The 20,848-nt window shown below is 70.0% G+C and carries 18 protein-coding genes; 10 read left to right on the forward strand and 8 right to left on the reverse strand.

Features of this window, described 5'->3' with window-relative positions:
* Positions 1-150 precede the first annotated feature (150 nt).
* A complete protein-coding gene (locus ABZS97_RS32345; RefSeq protein ID WP_356143505.1) occupies positions 151-618 on the reverse strand; it encodes a helix-turn-helix domain-containing protein in 468 nt (155 codons plus the stop codon).
* 93 nt (positions 619-711) lie between these two features.
* On the opposite strand from ABZS97_RS32345, the gene ABZS97_RS32350 reads away from it, so the two are divergent.
* Positions 712-1,206, forward strand: coding sequence for a PaaI family thioesterase (locus ABZS97_RS32350; protein WP_356143507.1), 495 nt, complete (start codon positions 712-714; stop codon positions 1,204-1,206).
* A gap of 23 nt (positions 1,207-1,229) precedes the next feature.
* Here the strand turns inward: ABZS97_RS32350 and ABZS97_RS32355 are convergent, their stop codons facing one another.
* On the reverse strand, positions 1,230-2,153 hold the full coding sequence (locus tag ABZS97_RS32355) for an aldo/keto reductase (protein WP_356143509.1): 924 nt from the start codon (positions 2,151-2,153) through the stop codon (positions 1,230-1,232).
* A 144-nt stretch (positions 2,154-2,297) separates the two neighbouring features.
* On the opposite strand from ABZS97_RS32355, the gene ABZS97_RS32360 reads away from it, so the two are divergent.
* The 3 genes from ABZS97_RS32360 (at position 2,298) to ABZS97_RS32370 (ending at position 4,637) form a co-directional block, all read left to right on the forward strand.
* Entirely contained in the window at positions 2,298-2,846 is a 549-nt protein-coding gene (locus tag ABZS97_RS32360) for a YciI family protein (RefSeq protein WP_356143548.1), read from the forward strand.
* Positions 2,847-3,179: 333 nt separating this feature from the next.
* Complete coding sequence (locus tag ABZS97_RS32365) at positions 3,180-4,214, forward strand: DUF6215 domain-containing protein (protein ID WP_356143511.1); 1,035 nt, start codon at positions 3,180-3,182, stop codon at positions 4,212-4,214.
* A gap of 159 nt (positions 4,215-4,373) precedes the next feature.
* Positions 4,374-4,637, forward strand: a complete 264-nt coding sequence (locus ABZS97_RS32370) for a hypothetical protein (RefSeq protein WP_356143513.1) — start codon at positions 4,374-4,376, stop codon at positions 4,635-4,637.
* A gap of 3 nt (positions 4,638-4,640) precedes the next feature.
* Here the strand turns inward: ABZS97_RS32370 and ABZS97_RS32375 are convergent, their stop codons facing one another.
* Positions 4,641-5,804: an FAD-dependent monooxygenase gene (locus ABZS97_RS32375; RefSeq protein ID WP_356143515.1), complete on the reverse strand. Its 1,164-nt coding sequence runs from the start codon at positions 5,802-5,804 to the stop codon at positions 4,641-4,643.
* On the reverse strand, positions 5,801-5,947 hold the full coding sequence (locus ABZS97_RS32380; RefSeq protein WP_356143517.1) for a hypothetical protein: 147 nt from the start codon (positions 5,945-5,947) through the stop codon (positions 5,801-5,803). Before ABZS97_RS32380 ends, ABZS97_RS32375 begins: the two co-directional genes overlap by 4 nt.
* 285 nt (positions 5,948-6,232) lie before the next feature.
* Here ABZS97_RS32380 and ABZS97_RS32385 point away from each other — a divergent pair, with 285 nt between their 5' ends.
* From ABZS97_RS32385 to ABZS97_RS32400, 4 genes are all read left to right on the forward strand, one after another.
* A complete protein-coding gene (locus tag ABZS97_RS32385; protein WP_356143519.1) occupies positions 6,233-7,042 on the forward strand; it encodes an alpha/beta fold hydrolase in 810 nt (269 codons plus the stop codon).
* Positions 7,039-7,860, forward strand: a complete 822-nt coding sequence (locus tag ABZS97_RS32390) for an SDR family NAD(P)-dependent oxidoreductase (protein WP_356143521.1) — start codon at positions 7,039-7,041, stop codon at positions 7,858-7,860. Before ABZS97_RS32385 ends, ABZS97_RS32390 begins: the two co-directional genes overlap by 4 nt.
* A 245-nt stretch (positions 7,861-8,105) precedes the next feature.
* Positions 8,106-10,820 (forward strand): AAA family ATPase, encoded by a 2,715-nt coding sequence (locus ABZS97_RS32395; RefSeq protein WP_356143523.1) that lies wholly within the window; start codon positions 8,106-8,108, stop codon positions 10,818-10,820.
* A gap of 132 nt (positions 10,821-10,952) precedes the next feature.
* Positions 10,953-13,700, forward strand: a complete 2,748-nt coding sequence (locus ABZS97_RS32400) for a LuxR family transcriptional regulator (protein ID WP_356143525.1) — start codon at positions 10,953-10,955, stop codon at positions 13,698-13,700.
* A gap of 71 nt (positions 13,701-13,771) precedes the next feature.
* On the opposite strand, the gene ABZS97_RS32405 is transcribed toward ABZS97_RS32400, so the two are convergent.
* The 3 genes from ABZS97_RS32405 to ABZS97_RS32415 all read right to left on the reverse strand — a co-directional run bounded on the left by ABZS97_RS32405 (position 13,772) and on the right by ABZS97_RS32415 (position 17,082).
* Positions 13,772-14,431, reverse strand: coding sequence for a maleylpyruvate isomerase N-terminal domain-containing protein (locus ABZS97_RS32405; protein ID WP_356143527.1), 660 nt, complete (start codon positions 14,429-14,431; stop codon positions 13,772-13,774).
* 60 nt (positions 14,432-14,491) lie between these two features.
* The gene (locus ABZS97_RS32410; protein WP_356143529.1) at positions 14,492-15,613 is read right to left on the reverse strand and encodes a hypothetical protein; all 1,122 of its coding nucleotides are present in this window, start codon (positions 15,611-15,613) and stop codon (positions 14,492-14,494) included.
* A 95-nt stretch (positions 15,614-15,708) separates the two neighbouring features.
* A complete protein-coding gene (locus ABZS97_RS32415) occupies positions 15,709-17,082 on the reverse strand; it encodes a phospholipase (protein WP_356143531.1) in 1,374 nt (457 codons plus the stop codon).
* A gap of 265 nt (positions 17,083-17,347) precedes the next feature.
* Here ABZS97_RS32415 and ABZS97_RS32420 point away from each other — a divergent pair, with 265 nt between their 5' ends.
* Positions 17,348-18,040: an SUMF1/EgtB/PvdO family nonheme iron enzyme gene (locus ABZS97_RS32420; protein ID WP_356143533.1), complete on the forward strand. Its 693-nt coding sequence runs from the start codon at positions 17,348-17,350 to the stop codon at positions 18,038-18,040.
* A gap of 94 nt (positions 18,041-18,134) precedes the next feature.
* Here the strand turns inward: ABZS97_RS32420 and ligA are convergent, their stop codons facing one another.
* Complete coding sequence (gene ligA, locus ABZS97_RS32425; protein WP_356143535.1) at positions 18,135-20,213, reverse strand: NAD-dependent DNA ligase LigA; 2,079 nt, start codon at positions 20,211-20,213, stop codon at positions 18,135-18,137.
* A 120-nt stretch (positions 20,214-20,333) separates the two neighbouring features.
* On the opposite strand from ligA, the gene ABZS97_RS32430 reads away from it, so the two are divergent.
* Positions 20,334-20,798, forward strand: coding sequence for a hypothetical protein (locus ABZS97_RS32430; RefSeq protein ID WP_356143537.1), 465 nt, complete (start codon positions 20,334-20,336; stop codon positions 20,796-20,798).
* The last annotated feature ends 50 nt before the right edge of the window (positions 20,799-20,848 follow it).

The following is a 20,848-nucleotide window of genomic DNA, read 5'->3' on the forward strand; positions in this document are numbered from 1 at the left end:
GCGGCTGTTGGGTGTCGGCGCGCGGGACGACGTAGGCCGTGAGCCGGCGGTCCCCGGCCGGGTGGTCGTGCGCGACGACCGCGGCCCGGTCGATGAGTGCGCCCGTGCACGCCCGCGCATGCTTCCGCTTGCTCGGAAACGAGTCCTTGCTCAGGCACGAGGCCGGGCGGCAGGGCCGGGCCTGGCCGTGACCTCGGACGGGGTGAGCGCGACGTGGTCACGGGAGCACTCGACCACGACGTTCACCGGCGCGTCGCAGGCGGTGTGTCGGAGATCCAGGACGGGACCCTCGGGATTGGCGACATGGGTCTCGCCCCACTGCCTGAGCGCCACAAGAACGGGCCACAGATCGCGGCCCTTGCTGGTCAGGCGATACTCGTGGCGGGCCCGGCTGCCCCGTTCCTGATACGGGACCATCGCAAGGATTCCGGCCTCGACCAGCTTGCGGAGCCTGCCCGCCAGCACCGCTTCCGAAAGCCCGACATGGCGGTGGAAGTCGTCGAAGCGGCGCACCCCGTTGAACGCGTCCCGCAGGACCAGAAGCGTCCACTTCTCACCGACCAGGTCGAGGGTGCGCTGGACCGTGCAGTTCTCAGTGCTCACCTCGAGCCATTTCATGGCAGTCATCGTACCGCCTGACTTCATCATTGACAGTCAGCTGAACCACTGGCTAGCTTCGACGGACGAAGTCAGATCTGGAGGCAGAGCCGTATGGGCCGGTCACGTACGTACGAGTGGGAAGATCCGGCGCTCTCGGCAGCCGCCGTAGGAAAGGGCACGGGGCTGGACTTCCTGCGCGAGATGATCGCCGGTCGCCTGCCCAGCCCGCCCATCGGCGCCACCGTGGACTTCTCCCTCGACGAGGTGGAGCACGGTCGGGCGGTGTTCTCCCTGGTCCCGGGCGAGGAGCACTACAACCCCATCGGCAGCGTGCACGGCGGTGTCTACGCGACGCTGCTCGACTCGGCCGCAGGGTGCGCGGTTCAGTCCACCCTTCCGCAGGGCATGGGTTACACCTCCCTCGACCTGACCGTGAAGTTCCTGCGCCGGATCACCCTCGACACGGGCCGGGTCCGTGCCGTCGGCAGGGTGGTCAGCAGCGGTCGCCGTACCGCCCTCGCCGAGGCTCAGCTGCTCGACTCCGACGATCGCCTTCTGGCCCACGCCACGAGTACGTGCATGCTGTTTCCGCTTCCGGCAGCCTGATCTTCACAGGCACACCTCTGCTCTCACTTCCCCTGCCGGTGAAGGGCGTTGAGGCGGGCGACGTCCTCGTCGGCGAGGCGCAGCGCCCCCGCCGCCACGTTCTCCACGAGGTGGTCGGGGTTGCCCGTGCCCGGGATCGCGAGCACATGAGGGCCCTGGTGCAGCGTCCAGGCCAGCCGGACCTGGGCGGGCGTGACGCCGTGGGCCCGGGCGATGTCGGACACCGCCTCGTCGTCCCGGTCGGCCGGGCCCCGCGCGCCGCCCTCACCCGCGATGGCGAAGAACGGCACGAACGCGATGTCCTGCTCACCGCAGGTTCGCAGGACTGCGTCGGCGTCGGGATTCGCGGAGCCGAGGCCGTACTTGTTCTGCACGGAGACCACGGGAGCGATGGCCTGTGCCTCAGCAATGTGCTCAGGCCTGACGTCGGAGATGCCGAGGTGCCGGATCAGCCCGGCCTCACGCAACTCCGCCAGGGCTCCGAAGTGTTCGGCAATCGACTCCTGGCCCATACGGCGCAGGTATACGACGTCCAGGTGGTCGCGGCCGAGTTGGCGCAGGTTCTCCTCGACATGGCCGCGCAGGTCTTCGGGCCGCGCGGCTGTGCCCCACTCCCCCGAGTAGTCACGGAAGGGGCCGACCTTCGCGGCGATGACCAGGTCGTCCCGGTACGGCGCCAGCGCCCTGTTGATCAGCTCGTTCGCGGAACGCAGCGACGAGAAGTAGAACGCGGCGGTGTCGATGTGGTTGACACCGAGTTCAACCGCACGTCGCAGCACGGTGATCGACCGCTCACGATCGCTGGGCGTACCGAGATGGAAGGCGGCACTGCCGGTCAGCCGCATCGCCCCGAATCCGATCCGGTTGACGTTCAGATCGCCGAGTTTCCAGGTGCCGGCGGCGTTCGCGGTGATGGTCTCTGAGGTCATCGGGGGAGTTTCGCACATGTATGCCGGGGGCTGTAGGCGCTCCGGACGACCTTCCAGCGCGCGTGGCTTCGGGTCGGCCAAGGGTTCGTCCGACTGAACCACTGATCCGCGTCTTTCGAGGCGGGTGAGTCGGTACTACGCCTGGTGGTGAAGACTGTCGAGATGGAGTTCTTCTGCTACCACCGCGATCGGCCCGGCTCAATGGCACTGCGCAGCAAGCTGATTGAAGAGCACTGGTCCTACATGGACCGGTTCGAGAAGAAGTTGATCGCCCGCGGCCCGACCTTCGCCGCCGACGGGGACACGCCCACCGGCAGCGTGCACATCGTCGACCTGCCGGATGCCGCTGCCGCCCGCGCGTTCGCCTTCGACGAGCCCAACTACCAGGCCGGCGTGTACCGGGACGTGCTGCTGCGCCGGTGGCACAACACGCTGGGGCGCTCGATGTGGGACTTCCCCGGTGGCCGGAGCGACGGCAACCGATACCTGGTGCTCGGCCTCGGTTCGGGGCAGTCGGCCGACCTCGATCTGCCACCCGATCGTGACGACCTGGTCGCGTACGGGCCGCTGCAGTCCGATGACGGTACGACCTGGCTGGGCACGGCGGCGTTGGTCAGGGCGCCGGACCCGGACGCGGCCCGCACCGTCCTGACTCCGGACCGGTATGCCGACATCGAGGTCCATGACTGGGAGTTCGGCGGGCGGCGGTGATGAAGTGAACCGAGGCCATGGGCAGGGTTCGGCGACGTCCGTTGCCCACGACTGACGGGGGCCTCGGGCCCTCCGCTGCCGAGCGTGTCGACGGTGGAGCTTGGGACGCCGTGGACGAAACGCCCGCCGGTAGGGCATAAAAACGATCAGCGCGGGCAGGACAACTAGGGCGCCGCAGGCGAGGACCCGGCCCCAGGCGCCCGCACCCGCGCTGCCGTCCCGCCGGCGATCTCGGGACCGTCGGCTCGGCGGCTTTTCCTTCACGATCTACCCGCACCCGGAACTGTGGCTTCCATCACAGCGAATGTGGTCTTGACCTGGTGAGATCACCGGATGCTCGGTTTCCTCATCCGTCTCCTGCCCTTCTGGGTCCGCGAGCCCCTGCTCATCGTGATCGGATCCGTTCTCGGCGTACGCATCTCTTATCTCGCCGTTCGCGATCACGATCGGGTCGCGGCAGGTCTCGGCGTGGTGTTCCTCGTGTTCACCGCGATACGCGTCCACACCGTGGTGCGGGCTCTGCGCGCCCGCCGGAACCCGAGTCCCGCGGCCTCCGCAGACGAGGCGACGGTCGATGCTGCCGCCCCTGCCCAGGCCCAAGCCCAAGCGCAACCCCAGGCCCCAGCCCACGCCGGAGCTGGGCCGCACCCGCGCCCAGCCACTCCGGAGAAGGAGCACAACGCCTGGGGCCAGGCCTTCGCAGCCGTGGCCGTGTTCGGGGCACTCGCGGCTTCGGTGTGGGTGGTCCCCCGCATGATGCCGTCCGACGACAGCACCCCGCAGCCCGCCTCGTGTTCGGACGGAGAACACGAGGCGCTGCCGAAGGTCTACAAGAAGACGCCCCGGCCAGTGACCGGTGAAGAGCTGTGCAAGGCGCTCAACCGGCCAGACCTGGCCAAGCTCCTCGGAACGCCCGCAGAGACCGCGACCACTGCTTCCGGCAACAACAACACCGCTCCCCTGACTGATGGGAAGGTCGCCCTGCCGGAGGCCGAGATCTCGTTCGACACGTACACCGTGAATGTCTCGACCACTTACAACCACCTGTCGATCGACCAGTACGTGAAGCTGATGAAGTACGGGAACGAGAGGGACGTCAAGACCCTCAAGGTTCTCGGTCGGCCCGCGGTCTTCTCCTCGGATCACACCATGCAGATCGAGCTCAATCTCGGGAGCAGCGGGTCCGGCGGACCGGTCGAACAGGGCCCCCTGGCCAGGACGCTGACCGTGGCCCTCGACCGCAAGGACCGGGGCGGCTACTACGAGATCACCGTATGGAGCAAGTCCGGAGCCCTCCCGGACGACACCGCCCTCCTCGACATCACTGAGAAGGTTCTCCCGACGATCCCCGAACGGCCCGCTCGATAAGCCGCCGAGAACATTCGGCCACACACTGCCAGGGGCTGCAGTGCCATCTTGACGTCGCTCCAGCGCGCTTCAACTCGCCTACCATTCCCGCACGTTGGCGGGAACGTAACGTGTGCTCAATCTGCTCGAGGTCCAATTCGATCAAGAGGAGGGCACATCATGCGTATGCGACGCGCACTGGTCGGCCTGGTCGTGGGGAGTGCGCTCGCCCTCGGCGGGACGGCTGCCACGGCCCAGGCATCCGAACCCACCCGATCAATCAAGGCTTCGGCCCGCGAGACGAACGCGGATCCGGCCGGCTGGCACTACTACGGCGCCTACTGGAACAAGTCCGACTGCATCTCCGACGGCGATGCTTCCGGCGACACCTACCAGTGCGGCGCCGGTCCATTCGGCCAGTGGCTGCTTTACCTCTGGTACTGAGCCTCAGAGGCCGACGTCGACCGCCCACGAGGCCGAGTGGGGACCGAACCTGTTCTCGGCCGCGTATGCCACCAGTCGGGCGTTGCGCGCCTGCGCCTCGGGCCCGTCCGGAAGGTGGTAGTCGTGGCCCGCCCGCGCGGAACTCGCCTGCACACTCGTCGCAGCCGAGATCCGCCGGAGCGCGTACCGGTCGAGCGCGGCCGGCACCTCGGCCGGCTTCGTACCCGCGAGAGCGTCGCCGAGCACGGCCGCGTCCACGATCGCCTGCGCCGCACCCTGGGCCTGGAACGGCACCATCGCATGGGCACTGTCGCCCAGCAGGGTTATCCGCCCGATGTTCCACCGCGCGAGCGGGGAGCGCGTGTGGATGCCGTAGCGGAACACCTGCCCCGCACGGTCGAGGACGCTGAGGACCCGGGAGTCCCACCCGTCGAACTCGCGCAGCTGCTCCCCCGGCTCCGCCCGCGCGGTCCACGACTCCTGGGCCGCCTCCGCCCGGACCACGGCCACGACGTTGAGCAACTCCCCGCGTCGCACCCAGTAGTGGACGAAATGCCGGTCCGGGCCGAGCCAGAGCGCGTAGTCCGACAGGTCCAGATCGGCCACCTCGTCGGCCGGCAGCAGTGCCCGGTAGGCAGCGGTGTGCGAGAAGACCGCTTCGTCCGCACCGAAGAGCCACTGCCGGGCCGCGGACCTCACTCCGTCCGCCGCCACGACCAGGTCCGCCCCGAGGCGCTCTCCACTCGCCGTCGTCACGTAGGCGCACTCGTCGTCCTGGTCGATCCCTACGACAGCGGTGTTCAGGTGCACCGAGTGGGGCAGCACCGCCGCGGCCAGGACCTGTTGCAGATCGGCTCGGTGGACTTGCAGATAGGGCGCCCCGAACCCGTCCTCGGCCTCGCGCCCCAGTGCGTAGCGGACGATCTCGGCCCCGTCCGACCAGGTGCGGAAGCTCAGGTGGGAGGGGCGGGTGGACTGTGCGGCAACCATGTCGAGCAGGTCCAGTCGGCGTAGCACCCGCGTGGCGTTGGGCGCGAGTTGGATCCCTGCCCCGATCTCCGTGAACCGCGGCAGCTGCTCGACAAGCGTGACGTCGCAGCCCGCGCGGCGCAGGCTCAACGTCGCGGTCAGCCCCCCGATGCCCGCCCCCACGACGATCGCCCTCATGCCACGACCTCACTTCGAAGCACTCGTGCGGCGACGCACGGGCAGCCGGCCTGGCCCGACACGAGGACGCCGGTCGACCCGGACGTCACCGACGTGTCGTCGACCTCGTGCAGTCCGTTCCCGATCACCGCCGCGTCAGCCACACCCTGCTCCCGCCTGAACCGCTGACTCGCCCGCGGGCATCCCCCTTCACCGCGATGATCGGCAACGGCTCAGGGGAGAAGCGAAGCCCCTCGGGGGCCAGTCTGGCAGAGACCGCCCTGCTGTCCTGAGGTGCGGCACGGGCAACCGCGGAGTACACGGGGTCCTGGGGGCCGTTCGGCGTCCGGTCGTGAAGGACTGGGGTGTCACCACGGTTCGAGCGAGCCGGGAACAGGGTTGTGTCAGCCATTGCCGGAACGGCATGTCGCCACGCAGGAGGCTGAGTCATGACCACACCGATCCCCGTCTGCTTCATCCACGGGCTGTGGCTGCACAGTGCCTCATGGCAGCCGTGGATCGACCTGTTCCGCGAGCAGGGCTACGACCCGTCCGCCCCGGGCTGGCCGGGTGACCCCGACACGGTCGCGGAGGCCCGCGCGAACCCGGAGAGCATCGCCGACCACGGCATCGACGACGTCGTGGAGCACTACGCGAAACTGATCGCCCAACTGCCCGTGCCGCCCATCCTCATCGGCCACTCGTTCGGCGGCATGATCGCCCAGAAGCTGCTCGGTCAGGACCGCGCCACCGCGGCCGTCGCGATCGACGCCGCGCAGATCAAGGGAGTCCTGCCGCTGCCGCTGTCGGCGCTCAAGGCCACGCTGCCGGTGTTCCGCAACCCCGCCAACAAGCGCCGTGCGGTGTCCCTGACCGCCGAGCAGTTCCGGTTCGCCTTCGGCAACGCGGTCTCCGAGGAGGAGTCGGCGGCGCTGTACGAACGCTGGACCATTCCCGCCCCCGGCAAGCCGCTTTACGAGGCGGCTTCCGCCAACTTCAACCCGCACTCGCCGGCGAAGGTCGCCACCGACAACTCCGGACGGGGCCCGCTGCTGCTGATCTCGGGCGGCAAGGACCACACCGTTCCCGAGACCGTCACCCGCGCCACCCTCAAGCAGTACCGACACTCCGACGCCGTCACCGACATCATCGGCTTCCCCGATCGTGGCCACTCCCTGACCATCGACAGCGGCTGGCGCGAGGTCGCCGAAACGGTCCTGACCTGGCTGGGCCGACAGAACCCGGAGGCCTCGCGATGACGTCGAGCATCCCCGGGCCCAGCGCCTTCGACCTCGCTCTGGCCGGGCAGAGCGCCGTGGTCACCGGGGCCGGGCGCGGAATCGGCCTGGCGGTCGTCGAGGCACTTCTCGGAGCCGGTGCCCACGTCGTCGCGGGTTCGAGACGACGTACCGATGCCCTCGACGCCTTGATCAAGGGCGGCGCCGAACTCACCGTCGTGGAGCTGGACCTGACCCATCCCGAAGCTCCGGCCGCGCTGGTGGCAGAGGCGGTCGCCGGGTACGGCGGCGTCGACGTGCTGGTGAACAACGTCGGCGCGGTGCGCCCGCGCGTGGACGGCTTCCAGGCCGTGTCCGACGCGGACTGGGACTGGGCCTTCACGATCAACTTCATGGCCGCCGTGCGTGCCACCCGCGCCGCACTGCCCCATCTGATCGCAAGCGGCGACGGACGGATCGTCACCGTCTCCTCCGTCAACGCCCGTCTGCCCGATCCGCTGGTCATCGACTACAGCGCCGCCAAAGCAGCGCTGACGAACTTCTGCAAGGCCCTGTCCAAGCAGGTCGGGCCGGAGGGCGTGCGCGTCAACACGGTGAGCCCCGGGCCGGTCGAGACCGCGCTGTGGAAGGGCGCCGGCGGTGTCGCCGACACCGTCGGCCAGTCGCTGGGCGTCGATCCGGGCGAGGTGGCCCGCAACGCTGCCGGGGCGGCGGCCACCGGCCGGTTCAGCACCCCGGGCGAGGTCGCCGACCTCGTGCTCTATCTGGCAAGTCGGCGCTCGGGGAACATCACCGGCGCGGACTTCATGATCGACGGTGGCATGATCGACGCCCTCTGACGGACACCTTCTGTTACCGGGTCCCGGACGCCGGGCGGCCACCTCACGATCGAACTCGCCCTGCGACTGGGGCAGTTCGTGCCGGTGACGCCCGGCGGGTGGTAGTCGTCGACGGCGGCCCCGGCTGCGCTGAGGTGCAGCGGCAGTTCATCGCATCCCGGTTTCCCTCTCAGATCGTCGGCCGCGGCGCAGTACCCTGACCTTCCAGACAGACCGAGTCCGGGGACCCGGCTGATGGGGGGAACGTGGAGCTCATCGGTCGGAACGATCAGCTGGATCTGTTGCGCCGACTGCTCGACGATCCGCGGGGCCACGCAAGCGCGGTGCTGATCCACGGGGCGCCCGGCATCGGGAAGACGGCGCTGCTCGCCGAGACCGCCGCTCTCGCCGAGAGGCTCGGCTACCGGGTCCTGCGCACCAGCGGTGTCGAGGCCGAGAGCGACGTCCCCTATGCCGGTCTGCAGCTCGTCCTGCGCCCGTTGTCCGCGGGAGCCGCCGAGCTCGCCACGCCGCACCGGCAAGCTCTGGACACCGCCCTCGGGCACGCCGAGGCCGGTGTCCCCGACGTCTTCCTGGTCGGTCTGGCGGTACTCAACCTCCTGGCCGACGCTGCCGCGGTCGCCCCGGTGCTCGTCCTGGTCGACGACGCTCAGTGGCTCGACGACGCCACCGCCAGCGTCCTCACCTTCGCGGCGCGCAGAGTCGGCACGGAGCCGGTGATCATGGTGGGAGCCGCACGCGACGGCTACCGATCGCGTCTGAACTCCGATGAACTCAGCTCCGTGGTCCTGGGCCCGCTCACGGACGGCCAGGCCACGGAGCTCCTGGCGGACCGAGCGCCGGATCTGCGTCCGACCGCGCATCGCCGCCTGCTGGCCGAGGCGGCCGGCAACCCCCTGGCTCTGACCGAACTCTCCCGCACTCTCGGCACGTCAGTCGATCCGCATCTCTCCCGACTGCCCCTCACCGAGCGGCTTGAGCGTGCCTTCACCGACCGCCTGGAGACCCTGCCCGAAACCACCCGCAGTCTGCTGCGCATCGCGGCCATCGACGACAGCCCGTCGCTTCCCGAGATCTACCGCGCGACCCGGCGGTTCACCGGCGCGGCGGCCACAGCCGCGGATCTCGAGCCGGCCGTGCACGCCCGGCTCGTCCAAGTCGTCGGCACCGAACTGCGTTTCGGGCATCCGTTGATGCGGTCGGCGATCCAGCAGACCGTGCCCACCGGCGTCCGCCGCGCCGCCCACGCCGCGCTCGCCGCCGTACTGGACCAAGACCCGGACCGGCAGGTGCGTCACCGGGCCGCCGCAGCCGACGCCCCCGAGGAATCGGTCGCCGCCGCGCTGGAGGACGCCGCTCGCCGAGCCGTTCGTCGGGGCGGCATCGCGGCGGCCGTCGCGGCCCTCGAACAAGCAGCCGCGCTCAGCGAGGACTCCGGCCACCGAGCGGAACGGCTGTTGCGTGCGGCCGACTTCGCCGTCGAACTCGGCCGGCCCGAGACCGTGACCCGGCTGCTGGACCAGGCGCTCACCGAGTCGCTGTCACGGCGGCAGCACGCCACGGTCGTCTGGCTTCGCGGTCGCTTCGACGAGGGACTGCACAGCCACTCGTCCGGTGCCATCTCGCTGACGGCACTCGCCGAGGAGATGGCCTCGCAGGACCGTGCGCTGGCGCTGCGAATCCTGTGGAGCGCCGCGCAGTTGTGCTTCTGGTCCGAACCGGGGGCGGAGGGACGCAGCAGGGTCCTGGAGGCCGTGGAGCGGATGGAGCTGGACGAGCTCGATCCGTGGCGCCTGGCCATCTGTGCCTACGCCGCGCCCGTCGATCGCGGCGCCTTCGTCCTGGACCGTGCCCGGCACGTCACGCTGAAGGAGGGCGACGACGGCCGCGCCTACCGCATGCTCAGCACCGCCTCACTGCTCGTCGGCGGCTTCGACCTGGCCCGGGCGTTCTCCGCGGCCGGCGGCGAACCTCTGCGTGCCCAGGGGCGCCTGGGTCTGTTGGCCCGTACGGTCGGCGCGGACGCGTGGAGCGCCCTCGTGGTCGGCGATCTCGGTGCGGCGATCGCCACGGCCGAGGAGTCACGAAGGCTGGCGCGCGAGACCGACCAGACGATGATGTACGCGTTGATGACCGCCACGGCCGCCAAGCTCGCCGCGTTGCGCGGTGAGGTGGATTCCGCCCTGCGGCTGGCCGAGGAGGCGGAGGAGATCGGGCTTCCGGCCGGGGCGCGTCCGGTGCTGGCCACCGCGTCGATGGCACGAGGTCTGGCCGCATTGGGGGCAGGGCGGTTCGAGGAGGCTTTCGGTCATTTCCGCCGGCTGCACGATCCGGCGGATCCCGCCTTCCAGGTGGCCCTGCGGCTGACCGCCGTGGGCGACCTCGTCGACGCGGCGACGCACTGCGGGCGGCTGGGAGCCGTACGCCCGATCGTGACGGAGCTGGAAGAGGTCGCCACGGTGACCCCCGCGCCGGCGCTCCACGCCGACCTGCGTCTGGTCCGGGCCCTACTGGCCGCCGATGAGGACGCCGACCCGCTCTTCGCGGCCGCGTTGGGCGCCGACCTGAGCGCCTGGCCGCTGATCAGGGCCCGTACCCACCTGGCCTACGGCGAATGGCTCCGACGTCGACGGCGCAGTGTCGAGTCCCGCGACCACCTCCGGGCGGCCCGTGACATGTTCGATGCGCTCGGCGCGATCCCCTGGGGGGACAAGGCCCGCCGGGAACTGCGGGCTGCGGGTGAGACCAGCCGCCGTCGGGCCCCGGACGCCCGGGACCAGCTGACCGCCCATGAGTTGCAGATCGTCCAGCTCGCCGCCGAGGGACTGACCAACCGTGAGATCGGCCAGCGGCTCTACCTGTCGCACCGCACGGTCAGCTCGCATCTCCACCGGATCTTCCCCAAGCTGGGCGTGGTCTCGCGCGCCGAACTGCGGACGGTGGTCAGCGCACTGTGCTGACCACCGTCACATGACGCTCGCTGCCGACCGCGCAGCGCTCCTAGCCTTCCCCTGCACGGGTCTCGACGAGTTGCGGGGAGCGGTCCCATGGTGTGGAACGGCGTCCAGCAGGCATCCGCTAGGCCCCTGACCATGATCGGTCGTCACACCGAACGGGAAGCCATAGGACGGCTCCTCGACGCGGTGCGCGACGGTCTGAGCGGAGCCCTGGTCCTGACCGGCGAACCCGGAATCGGCAAGACCCTGCTGCTGGACCACGCCGCGGCCCAGGCCGCGGAACTGAGGGTGGTCCGGCTGACCGCGGTCGAGCAGGAGACCGGTCTTGGCTTCGGCGCGCTGCACCGGCTGCTGCGGCCGTTCCTGAACCGGGTGGCCCGGCTGCCCGAGCCGCAGCAGGCCGCACTGAACGCGGCCCTGGGCCTGGTGAAAGGGCTGCCCGCGGACCGCTACCTGGTCGGCCTGGCGACACTGACGCTACTGTCCGAGGTCGCCGCCGATCAGCCATTGCTCTTCCTCGTGGACGACGCGCAGTGGCTGGACCGGGAGTCGGCCGAGGCGCTCGCGTTCGCCGCCCGCCGACTGCATGCCGACTCCCTGGGCCTGATCTTCGCCGTCCGCGAAGTGCTCGGCGGGGCGGGCCTGTTCGACGCGCTCAGTGCGCACGCCGTGACCGGTCTGCCGGAGTCGGAGGCCAGGATTCTGCTCTCCTTCGGCACCCGGCGGGTGGACCCGGCCGTGGCCGACCGGATCGTCGCCGGCACCGGCGGCAATCCGCTCGCGCTGCTGGAACTGGCTGATGCCCTGACCGCCGAGCAGCTCTCCGGTATCGCCCCGCTGCCCGAGCCACTGCCGGTGGGCCGTCTGCTGGAAGGCCATTTCCAGCGCCTGGTCCAAGCCCTGCCATCGGAGACCGAGATCCTGTTGCTGCTGCTCGCGGCGGCTCCCTCGGGAGACATGGGGACGATGTGGCGGGCCGCCGGGAGGTTGGGCCTGTCGGCTCGCGCCGTCGAGCCCGCGGTCGCCGCGGGCATCGTCGGCCGGGGCGTGCCGACGGCCTTCCGTCATCCGCTGATCCGCTCCGCGGTGTACGCCGGAGCCGAACCCGGTGAGCGGCGGCGGATGCACGCGGCACTGGCCGCCGCCTGCGACGCCGTGCGGGACGCCGACCGCCGTGCCTGGCACCGGGCCGAGGCCGCCTCCGAGGGCGTGGACGACCAGGTCGCCGACGACCTGGAGGCCGCTTCCGAGCGAGCCCGCTCCCGCGGCGGCTACTCCCAGCAGGCGCTGTTCCTTTCCCGTGCCGCCGACTTCACCGGTGCCCCGGGCAAACGGGCCGAACGCCTGCTCGACGCGGCGCAGGCCCATCTGATGTCGGGCGACGCGTCGGCGGCACAGACCGCTCTGGACCTCGCCGACGCCGACATGCGTGGCCCGGTCATGCGCACGCGCGAACTGCGGATCCGGGCGACCGCGCAGATGTTCAAGATTGTCGTCGCCGACGTTCCCGCGATGCTGATGGATGCCGCGAACAGGCTCGGTCCGCAGGACCCACGGCTTACCTGGGAACTGCTCTGCGAAGCACTGCACGCCGCCCTGGTCGCCCACGGCTGTACGCAGGGCACGTCGTTGACCGAGGTCGCGGTGACCGTCGCCGCGGCCGGGCGCCACTCGGACGCCGCCACGTACGGCCGTGACCTGCTGATGGAGGGGTTGGCCCGGCGCGTGGCCGAGGGCTACGAGCACGGCGCGCCCGTACTGCGTACTGCCCTTGACCGGCTGCGGAACGGTGACGAGATCGGGGACGCGAACAGTCCTTTCGCGGTGATGCTGTCCATGGCCTGCGACGATCTGTGGGACATCCAGGCCGCGCGCGAACTCACCGATCGCATCGCGGCGGCGGACCGTGACGCCGGCGCGCTGTACTCGCTGAGCATGACGCTGCTCGTCCAGGCACGCTGCGAACTCTGGGACGGCCGGTTCACGGAGGCGGAGGTCCGCTACGCCGAGTTCGACGACATCGCGGCCGACACCGGCTTTCCCGGGGGCGGAGACATCAACCGGCTCCACCTCTTCGCCCTGACCGGCAGGGAGGCGGAGTTGCGGGCGGCGGTGCGCCGGACCGCGGGGATGAAGGGCATCGGCCATGGCCTGCTCCAGCTACTGACACAGCACGCTCTGACCCTGTTCGAGCTGGGCCAGGGCCGCTACCGGCAGGCGATGAAGCACGCGCGGGCGGTCTTCGAGGACGACCCCTTGGCCTGCGGCAACCTCGTTCTCCCGCTGCTCGTGGAGGCCGCTGTGCGCACCGGCGACCGAGCCGGCGCCGACGAGGCCCTGGCCCGGCTGGAGGAACGCGGCCCACGCGCCGGTACGCCCTGGGCCCTGGGCACCCTGGCACTCGGCCGTGCGCTGGTCGCCGACGGCGACGGAGCCGAGAAGTTCTACCAGGAGGCGGTCGAACTGCTGGGCCAGGTTCCGATGGCCCTGGAGCAGGCCCGGTCCCGGCTGCTGTTCGGCGAGTGGCTGCGCCGCCGCAAGCGGCGTTCCGAGGCCAGGACGCAGTTGCGCGCCGCGTACGAGAGCTTCGACGCCTTCGGTGCGGTGCCGTACGCCGAGCGGGCCCGGCTCGAGCTGCTGGCCACCGGCGAGACGGCCCGCAGGCGGACGGAGGAGACCAGGTTCGACCTCACGCCGCGCGAACGGCAGGTAGCCTCCATGGCGGCCTCGGGGCTGACCAACGCCGAGATCGCGACGCGGCTGTTCATCACCACCTCAACCGTCGAGTTCCATATGAACAAGGTGTTCCGCAAGCTCGGTATCACTTCCCGCAGGCAGATACCTCACGCAATCGGCGAACCGGGCACGGCGACCGAACGTTGACCGCGCATGCTCCCGTCGCACCAGCGTGCGCCGTATGCCCTGCGCGAAGCCGAAAGAGCTCACTGACCACCTCAGCCGAGGACGAGTGGCAGCCTCTCGGCCCACTCACCGCGAGCGAGTTCGCTGTTCTCCGCGTCGGTCGCAACCCTGCGACCGGTGCCGATCAGCAGCGCGTCCTTGTCGGAGAACGACGTGGGGAACGCGGCGCCGGCGATCTTCTCCAGCATCGCGCGCGCTGCGACCAGGCCCTCGGCGGGCGGCTCGGCCGCGTCGGGAAGGTGAGCGATCAGGTCGAGATGGTGCAGCGTCCACTCCATGACGTACGCGGAGAGGTAGTCGCCCACGGTGAGCACCTGATCGCGGGTGCTCACCCGGGCGCCCGGATCCGCGAGTTCGGCGGCGCGTCCGGCGGCCGACCCTACGTCGTCGAGGTGGAACTTGAGCAGCGCCGGGTCACCGTAGGCGGCGGCCAGCCGGACGGTCAGCGCGTCGAGCGGGTCATCGCCGGTCGGGGTGTCGACGATGTCCCAGTAGGTCACCGCGTCCCTGGTCGGTTCCGTGTCCGCGGGGGTCACGAGGGTGATCAGGACGTCCTGCGCGTCGATGACGAGGTGGCACACCAGGTCCCGCACCAGCCAACCGGTGCAGCCGGACGGCCGCTCGAAGTCCTGGTCCGTGAGTGCGGCGACCGTGGTGCGCAGCGCCGTCCAAGAGTGTGAGAAGAGATCCACTGCGGCAAGCTAACAGCGCTTGGCCCCCGCCGCGACCGATTAACGCCTGGATCGGTCGGTTCACTCGGGGTCGTCCCATGGCCCCTCGTCGGCGTTCGCGGCATACGGATGGACGTGTCGCTCCTCGCTGAAGGGAGTGAACCAGTTCTCGACTCCCATGGGGGCGATGCCCAACTGCGCGAGGGCCGGGTCGTTGTCGATGCCTTCGGCGGCGGGCTCGTACAGCCACGCATGGTCCATGTCGTCGTACACCTCGTCGGCGAACACCTCCCAGGCCGTGCGGAGCTCATCGGTCAACAGCCCGTAGGTATCGGCCGTCACCTCCGCGTCGGTGAGAAGGAGACGCAGCAGGACCTCTTCGGCCACGCAGTTCAACCGGCCGAAGTGCGGCTGGGTGAGGCGCCCGGTCAGCGCTACGGCAGTGACGATCAGGCGTCGGACGAAGAGCACCGTGTAGTGGAGGGCGAACTGCGGGGGCAGGTCCTCCAGGACCATGAACGCCCCGTCGCTCTCGGCGAGAGTCGGTCCGTCCTCCTCCAGGCCGGCCAGGTCCCCGAACAGTTCGTCCACCAGGAGATCGATCGCGTAGACGAGGGCGCCGGCTGCGACCTCCGCCGTCTCCCTGCCGACGACGCGCTTCTCCTCGTCGTCCGAGTAACCGAAGGACTCCAGGGGGAAGGCTTCCAGGCGCGCCGCGAGGGATCTCAACTGGCGTCGCATGTCCTCGACTTCGCCGTCATCGAGGCCGCTCGCCCCAGAGGACGCCTTGGCGTCCGCGTGACGTCGTGCGCGCTCCGCCGGATCAGCCGGTGGCGCGTCCGGGCCGTCGGCCGCGTCGAGGCTCTCCTGCAGGAGATCGGGGTGCAGTTCCACCTCGCACCGGGTGATCTCCCAGTCGTCGAGCAGTTCGGTTCGCTCCAGGAGCACCGCGATGACCTCACGAGCGGCGTCCTCGGCGAACTCCAGTGCCGGGGCGTCGACGAAGAGCTTCAGCAGAGCACCGCCGGGATGGACGGCGACGACATCGTCCAGCAGGTCGACTTCCATCCCGTCGGGCCCCTCGATGCCTTCGATCGAATCAAGGCCCCTGCGCAGGAGAAGGACCACGCCTTCCCGTTGAAGCGCGTCGAGTTCCGGGGCATCAACGGGAAGGCCCACTTCCACGGTCACCGCATAAGTCACACGCCTATCGTGCCTGACCGGAGGCACCTCACGGGCGCCCTCACGTCCTCACTTCCCCGGCGCTTTCCGAACTCTTGCCAAGCCCTGCCCCCGGTCTACGGATAGGTGTAGGTGTTCAAGGTGTTGACGGCCGCTGCCGGGTCACCGAGGTCGTAGCGGTCCACCGCGAGGAAGTTCGGCTTCTTGCGGGCGGCCGGCTGGCAGAACCGGCGGGCCCGGTCGGCGAGTTTGGTGTTGTCCGTCGTGGCGGTGGAGCTGATCGTCACGTCGCGGAAGTGGTTCATGACGAACAGCGGGCGGAAGCCGGGTTCGGTGCGGGTGAGCGGGAGGGTGGTGCTGGCGTCGTACCAGCGGCTGTAGCAGGCCCAGTCGGAGGAGCCGAGGCCCGAACCCATGGACCAGTAGTTCTCCACCGTCCACTCGCGTTGGTACATCACGCCGAAGCTGTCCCGGGTGAGGCCGGCGGACTCGTCGGAGGAACGACTGTGATCCGTGAAGAGGAGCAGGCGGTGGTCGGCCGCGATCAGGTCGGCCAGCCTGGGCCAGCCGTTCTGCCGTACACCCGTCTTGTCGGGGCGGTAGAGCACGTCGGACAGACCGCTGACTCGGGCGAGCTCCGCGCGCAGGACGCCGGGGTCGACGTAGTCCTCCAGGAAGACGGTGACGAACTGGTCCGGGTGCTGCTTGAGGAAGTCCACCATGCGCTGGAGGTCCACCCACAGTGCGACCGGCTTGCTGACCAGGGTGCAGCTGTTGTGGCAGAGGATGGCGCCGTCCGGCGTCTGGTGGATGTCCAGCATGAATCCGCGTACGCCGTCGGCCAGTTGCTGGTTGACGCCGCGTGTCTGGTTCGGCACCAGGTTCACGAAGGGCGGGGCGAAGCCGCCGTCGACTCCGTTCGCGTAGGCGTTGTGTGCGGTGAGGAACGTGACCTGGTCCAGGGTGCGTTGGTCCGGGGCGGGCATGGGGTTGGTCGCGGGGGTGACGGGGGTGAGGTACCAGGAGGCCAGGTTGCCGGCCGACCCGATGGTGAGTGGGGCGGGGTAGTTCGAGCCGGACGGTTTGGCTCCCACCGTCAAGTAGCGGTCCGTGCCGGGGGCCTTGAGCGTGTACTGGTCGGGAGCGGTCGGCGCCAGCTCCCAGGCCGCGTCACCTCCGGAGCAGACCACGGTTCTGGCCTGGTCACCGGAGCGGCCGAGGCAACTGCCCGCCGTGTCGGTGCTCTCCAGGACGTACGAGGATCCACTGGCGCGCAGCGTCCACTGCTGGTGGTCCTCGTTGCCCTTGGGGCTGTGCTGTTCCACCGCTCCCCCGTTGTCCGCGGCGTTGAGACCGGTGGTCGCGCTCTGCACGTAGTAGGCGCCGGCCGGTGGGCCGTCGGCGGACCGGGCCGGGGCCGGGGCGATGAGCACGCCGGCCAGGGCCGCACCCGCGGCGGTGGCGACGAGCAAGGGGCGAGAGGTCGGCATCTGGATCACGAGGTCCTTCCGTGGGGCGCCGGTGAACGGCGGGACGAACGGGCGAACACAGGATGGCGCGTCATGATGGCATGGCCCTGACATCAAGGGAACGGGGCTCACCAGGAGAGATTGCCGTTCGACGCGTGCGAGCCCAGCGGGCGGCCCTGGAACTACCGATCGGTGCACCCGGACCGCACGAGACCACTGTGAACCGCCTGACCCGGTGGTCGGTTCCGGGGCCTCGGGACCGTTGCTCCCGTACGATCTCAGCCTCATGGACGTGCACACGGACAGCAGGATGATCAGCGTCCCGGCGGGACAGGCGACCCTCTCGGACCGGCGAACCCAGCGCAGTTGGTCGACCGAGCTGACGGCTTACCGCCTCGCGGCGTACCCGGTCACCCAGTCGCAGTACATACAGGTCACCGGCGAGCGCCCGAGCGGTGTGCAGGGCGATCTGCTGCCCGTCGAGGGCGTTTCCTGGTGGGACGCGGTCCGGTTCTGCAACGCCCTGTCCGCACAAGAGGGGTTGACCCCCGTCTACCAGTCCCCTGACGGCTTCGAAGGCCGTGCAGGCGACGAACGCATCGAGTGGGACGCGTCCGCAGACGGCTACCGGCTGCCGACCGAGGCCGAATGGGAACACGCCTGCCGCGCAGGCACGACCGATGCCCGATACGGGAAGCTCGACGACATCGCCTGGCATCGCGGCAACTCGGACGAACGGCTGCACACCGTGGGTGGCAAACTGCCCAACACATGGGGGCTGTACGACATGCTCGGCAATGTGTGGGAGTGGTGCTGGGACGTCTACGACGCCGAGGTGTACGGCAGTTACCGGGTGCTGCGCGGCGGCGGATGGTTCGACGAGCACTGGAGCTGCCGGGCGTCGGTGCGGCGCCGGAGCCATCCGACCCTCCGGATCGACGACGTGGGATTCCGCGTCGCCCGCAACATGGCGCCCTGAACACCGCCGCCGTTGACGCCATCACCGAAGCCGCACACTCACGTGCGAGCCGATGAGTGGGCAAGCAACACCCGGAAGTGGCGTTCAGGCGGGGTCACTCGAGGTGGTCGGTGACGAGGGTGGCGAACTCGTCGGGGGTGGCCAGTCGGATGCCGAGGGTTTCGGCCTTGGCACGCTTCGATCCGGCTCCCTCTCCGGCGACCACGAGGCTGGTCTTCTTCGAGACACTGGAGGAGGAGCGCCCGCCGGCTCGCTCGATGAGCTCGTTCATCTGGTTGCGGCTGAGCTTTTCCAGAGGGCCCGTCATCGCGCCGGTGACCACGACCGTCATCCCCGCGAGCGGCCCGCCCTCCCCCTTTTCGTCTTCGGCACTGTCGCTGTCCTCGGCGGCGGGTGGCGTGGCTCCGGGCTCGGTCATGTTCACCCCGGCCGCGGCGAGCTTGTCGATGAGGGGGGCGAGCTCGGCGAGCTCGGCGACGATGGACGGGGCCTTCTCGGTGCCGATGCCCTCGACCTGCTGGATGGCCCCGGCGTCGGCGGCACGGAGGTGCTCCATCGTGGCGAAGTGGCGGGCGATGCGGCGCGACATCGACCGGCCCGTGCCGCGGACGCCGAGCGCGCACAGCACGCGGGACAGGGGCTGCCCCTTGGCCGCGGCGATGGCGGCGAGCAGGTTGTCGGTGCTGGTCTCCCCCATCCGCTCCAGCCCGAGCAGTTGCTCGCGGGTGAGGGTGAACAGATCGGCGAGGTCGGCGACCAGTCCCGCCTCGACGAGTTGGACGACACGCGTGCCGCCGAGGCCTTCGATGTCGAGCTGGTCTCGGCCGGCGGCGTAGGCGAGGGAGGCGACCAGGTGGCAGTTGCGGCCGTTGACGCAGCGCCAGCGTTGTTCGCTGGTGTCGATGCCCGACCCGCAGCGCGGGCACACCTCGGGGAAGACGATGGGCTGTTCGTCGCCGGTGCGCAGGTGGGCGACCGGGGCTTCGATACGGGGGATGACGTCGCCTGCCCGGTGGACCATCACATGGTCGCCCAGGCGCAGATCGCGGCGGGTGATGTCGCCCGGGTTGTGCAGCGTGGCGTACGTGATGGTGGACCCGTCGATCTGGACCGGCTCGAGGACCGCACGTGGGGCGATGATGCCGGTTCGGCCGACATTCCACTCCACCGCCATCAGCCGGGTGATCTTCTCCACGGCGGGCAGCTTGTAGGCGATCGCCCAGCGCGGCGCCCGGGACCCGGATCCGGCCGCCTGCTGGTCGGCGGCGAGGTCGGCCTTGATGACGATGCCGTCGATGCCGAAGGGCAGCTCCGCCCGCAGCGCGGCGATCTCCTCCATCCTGGCCAGCACCCCCTCCGCCGTATCGGCGACCACGCCCGGGACGGCGGTCGACGCGGTGGTGTGCACCCCGTACTTGGCGGCCTGGGCCATCAAGTCACTGTGCGGGAGTCCTCTCAGCCGCGCCGCGAGTACCGCGTCCGTGTCCGGCAGGGGCAGCAGGCCGTAGCCGAAGAAGGTCATCTCCACCGTGTAGGCGCGTTCTCTCGCCCTCAGTGTGCCCGCGGCCGCGTTGCGCGGGTTGGCGAACGGCTGTCCGCCGTGTGCGGTGCGCACCTCGTTGGCGTTCTCGAACTGGGCGGCCGTCATGAGGACTTCGCCCCGCACCTCTACGGTGACCGGTTCGGCCAGGGTCTCGGGCAGGCCCTCGATGGTGCCGATCGCGTGCGACACGTCCTCGCCTGCTGTCCCGTCGCCGCGGGTGATCAGCCGGGTGAGGCGGCCACGGCTGTAGCGGGCGGCGATCGCCAGTCCGTCGAGCTTGGGCTCCACGCTGAACGCGGTGACGTCATGGCCGACGCGCCGGGCCAGGGACACCGTCCATGCGGTGAACTCCTCAGGAGAGAACACGTTGTCCAGGCTGAGCATCGCCACCGTGTGCGGGACATCGCCCTCGATCGCGCCGCCGGCCACCTTCCCCGTCGGCGAATCGGGCAGTATCTGATCGGGGTGGTCGGCCTCCCACCCGGCGATCCCGCGCACCAGCCGGTCGTAGGCGTCGTCGTCCATCGGCGAGGTGCCGCTCGCGTAGTAGGCCGCTGCCGCGTTCACGGCGTCCTGGACGGCTTGCGCGTAGGCGGCGGCGTCCATGATCACTGCTGCGTGTGTCGTCATGACAGACATCCTGCCTCCCACCACTGACAACGCCCTGGCGGGAAGGATCTCGGCGGGTCGGCCCTCCACTGATCTCCGACTGCTGAAGGCAGTCGGCGCAGCGCGTGCGAACCTGACGGCGTGGATACGTTCGCGGGCCGGTTCGACGGCGCATGGGAGTGGTGGTCCGCCGCCGTCGAGGAAGCCCAGGAAGGGCGCTGGGTCCGAAACGCCCTGGAACGGCAGGTGTTGGCGGACATCACTGCCGCCACCAACGCCCTGCACGGTGGGAGAACGGCGCCGTTGACCGAGGACTCGTGGCACGTGCGCATCGGCCGGATCGCCAACTGGGCCGGGGTGCTGCGGTTGGCGGCACGGGCGGGCGGGTGGGAGCTGCGGCCCGTCGCCGGACGCAGCCCCGCGCACCCTGCGGGCATGGCCGAGTTGCTGTCCGGCATCTACGCGGTCGGTGAGCAGGGCGAGCAGTGGATGAAGCAGTTTCTGAGCGGCGGTGGGACGCCGCCGGAGGGTGAGATCGCCAGGGCCGAGGGCTTCCTCGTCGGGCCCGGGTCCGTCGAGGATCTCCAGCTCTTCTTCTACGACTAGTTTTCGGGGGCCGTTCGCTGCCTGCCTACAGCTGTCGGCGTCCTCGCGGG

The sequence above is a fragment of the Streptomyces sp. NPDC005485 genome (genome assembly GCF_040606085.1).
Classification (GTDB): Bacteria; Actinomycetota; Actinomycetes; order Streptomycetales; family Streptomycetaceae; genus Streptomyces.

What these genes read in the sequence shown, in the direction of transcription:
- ABZS97_RS32415 (WP_356143531.1), bottom strand. Translation starts at nt 17,082, where the DNA reads ATGCCGACCTCTCGCCCCTTGCTCGTCGCCACCGCCGCGGGTGCGGCC.
- ABZS97_RS32390 (WP_356143521.1), top strand. Translation starts at nt 7,039, where the DNA reads ATGACGTCGAGCATCCCCGGGCCCAGCGCCTTCGACCTCGCTCTGGCC.
- ABZS97_RS32345 (WP_356143505.1), bottom strand. Translation starts at nt 618, where the DNA reads ATGAAATGGCTCGAGGTGAGCACTGAGAACTGCACGGTCCAGCGCACC.
- ABZS97_RS32355 (WP_356143509.1), bottom strand. Translation starts at nt 2,153, where the DNA reads ATGTGCGAAACTCCCCCGATGACCTCAGAGACCATCACCGCGAACGCC.
- ABZS97_RS32420 (WP_356143533.1), top strand. Translation starts at nt 17,348, where the DNA reads ATGGACGTGCACACGGACAGCAGGATGATCAGCGTCCCGGCGGGACAG.
- ABZS97_RS32385 (WP_356143519.1), top strand. Translation starts at nt 6,233, where the DNA reads ATGACCACACCGATCCCCGTCTGCTTCATCCACGGGCTGTGGCTGCAC.
- ABZS97_RS32365 (WP_356143511.1), top strand. Translation starts at nt 3,180, where the DNA reads ATGCTCGGTTTCCTCATCCGTCTCCTGCCCTTCTGGGTCCGCGAGCCC.
- ligA (WP_356143535.1), bottom strand. Translation starts at nt 20,213, where the DNA reads ATGACGACACACGCAGCAGTGATCATGGACGCCGCCGCCTACGCGCAA.
- ABZS97_RS32370 (WP_356143513.1), top strand. Translation starts at nt 4,374, where the DNA reads ATGCGTATGCGACGCGCACTGGTCGGCCTGGTCGTGGGGAGTGCGCTC.
- ABZS97_RS32400 (WP_356143525.1), top strand. Translation starts at nt 10,953, where the DNA reads ATGATCGGTCGTCACACCGAACGGGAAGCCATAGGACGGCTCCTCGAC.
- ABZS97_RS32360 (WP_356143548.1), top strand. Translation starts at nt 2,298, where the DNA reads ATGGAGTTCTTCTGCTACCACCGCGATCGGCCCGGCTCAATGGCACTG.
- ABZS97_RS32375 (WP_356143515.1), bottom strand. Translation starts at nt 5,804, where the DNA reads ATGAGGGCGATCGTCGTGGGGGCGGGCATCGGGGGGCTGACCGCGACG.
- ABZS97_RS32350 (WP_356143507.1), top strand. Translation starts at nt 712, where the DNA reads ATGGGCCGGTCACGTACGTACGAGTGGGAAGATCCGGCGCTCTCGGCA.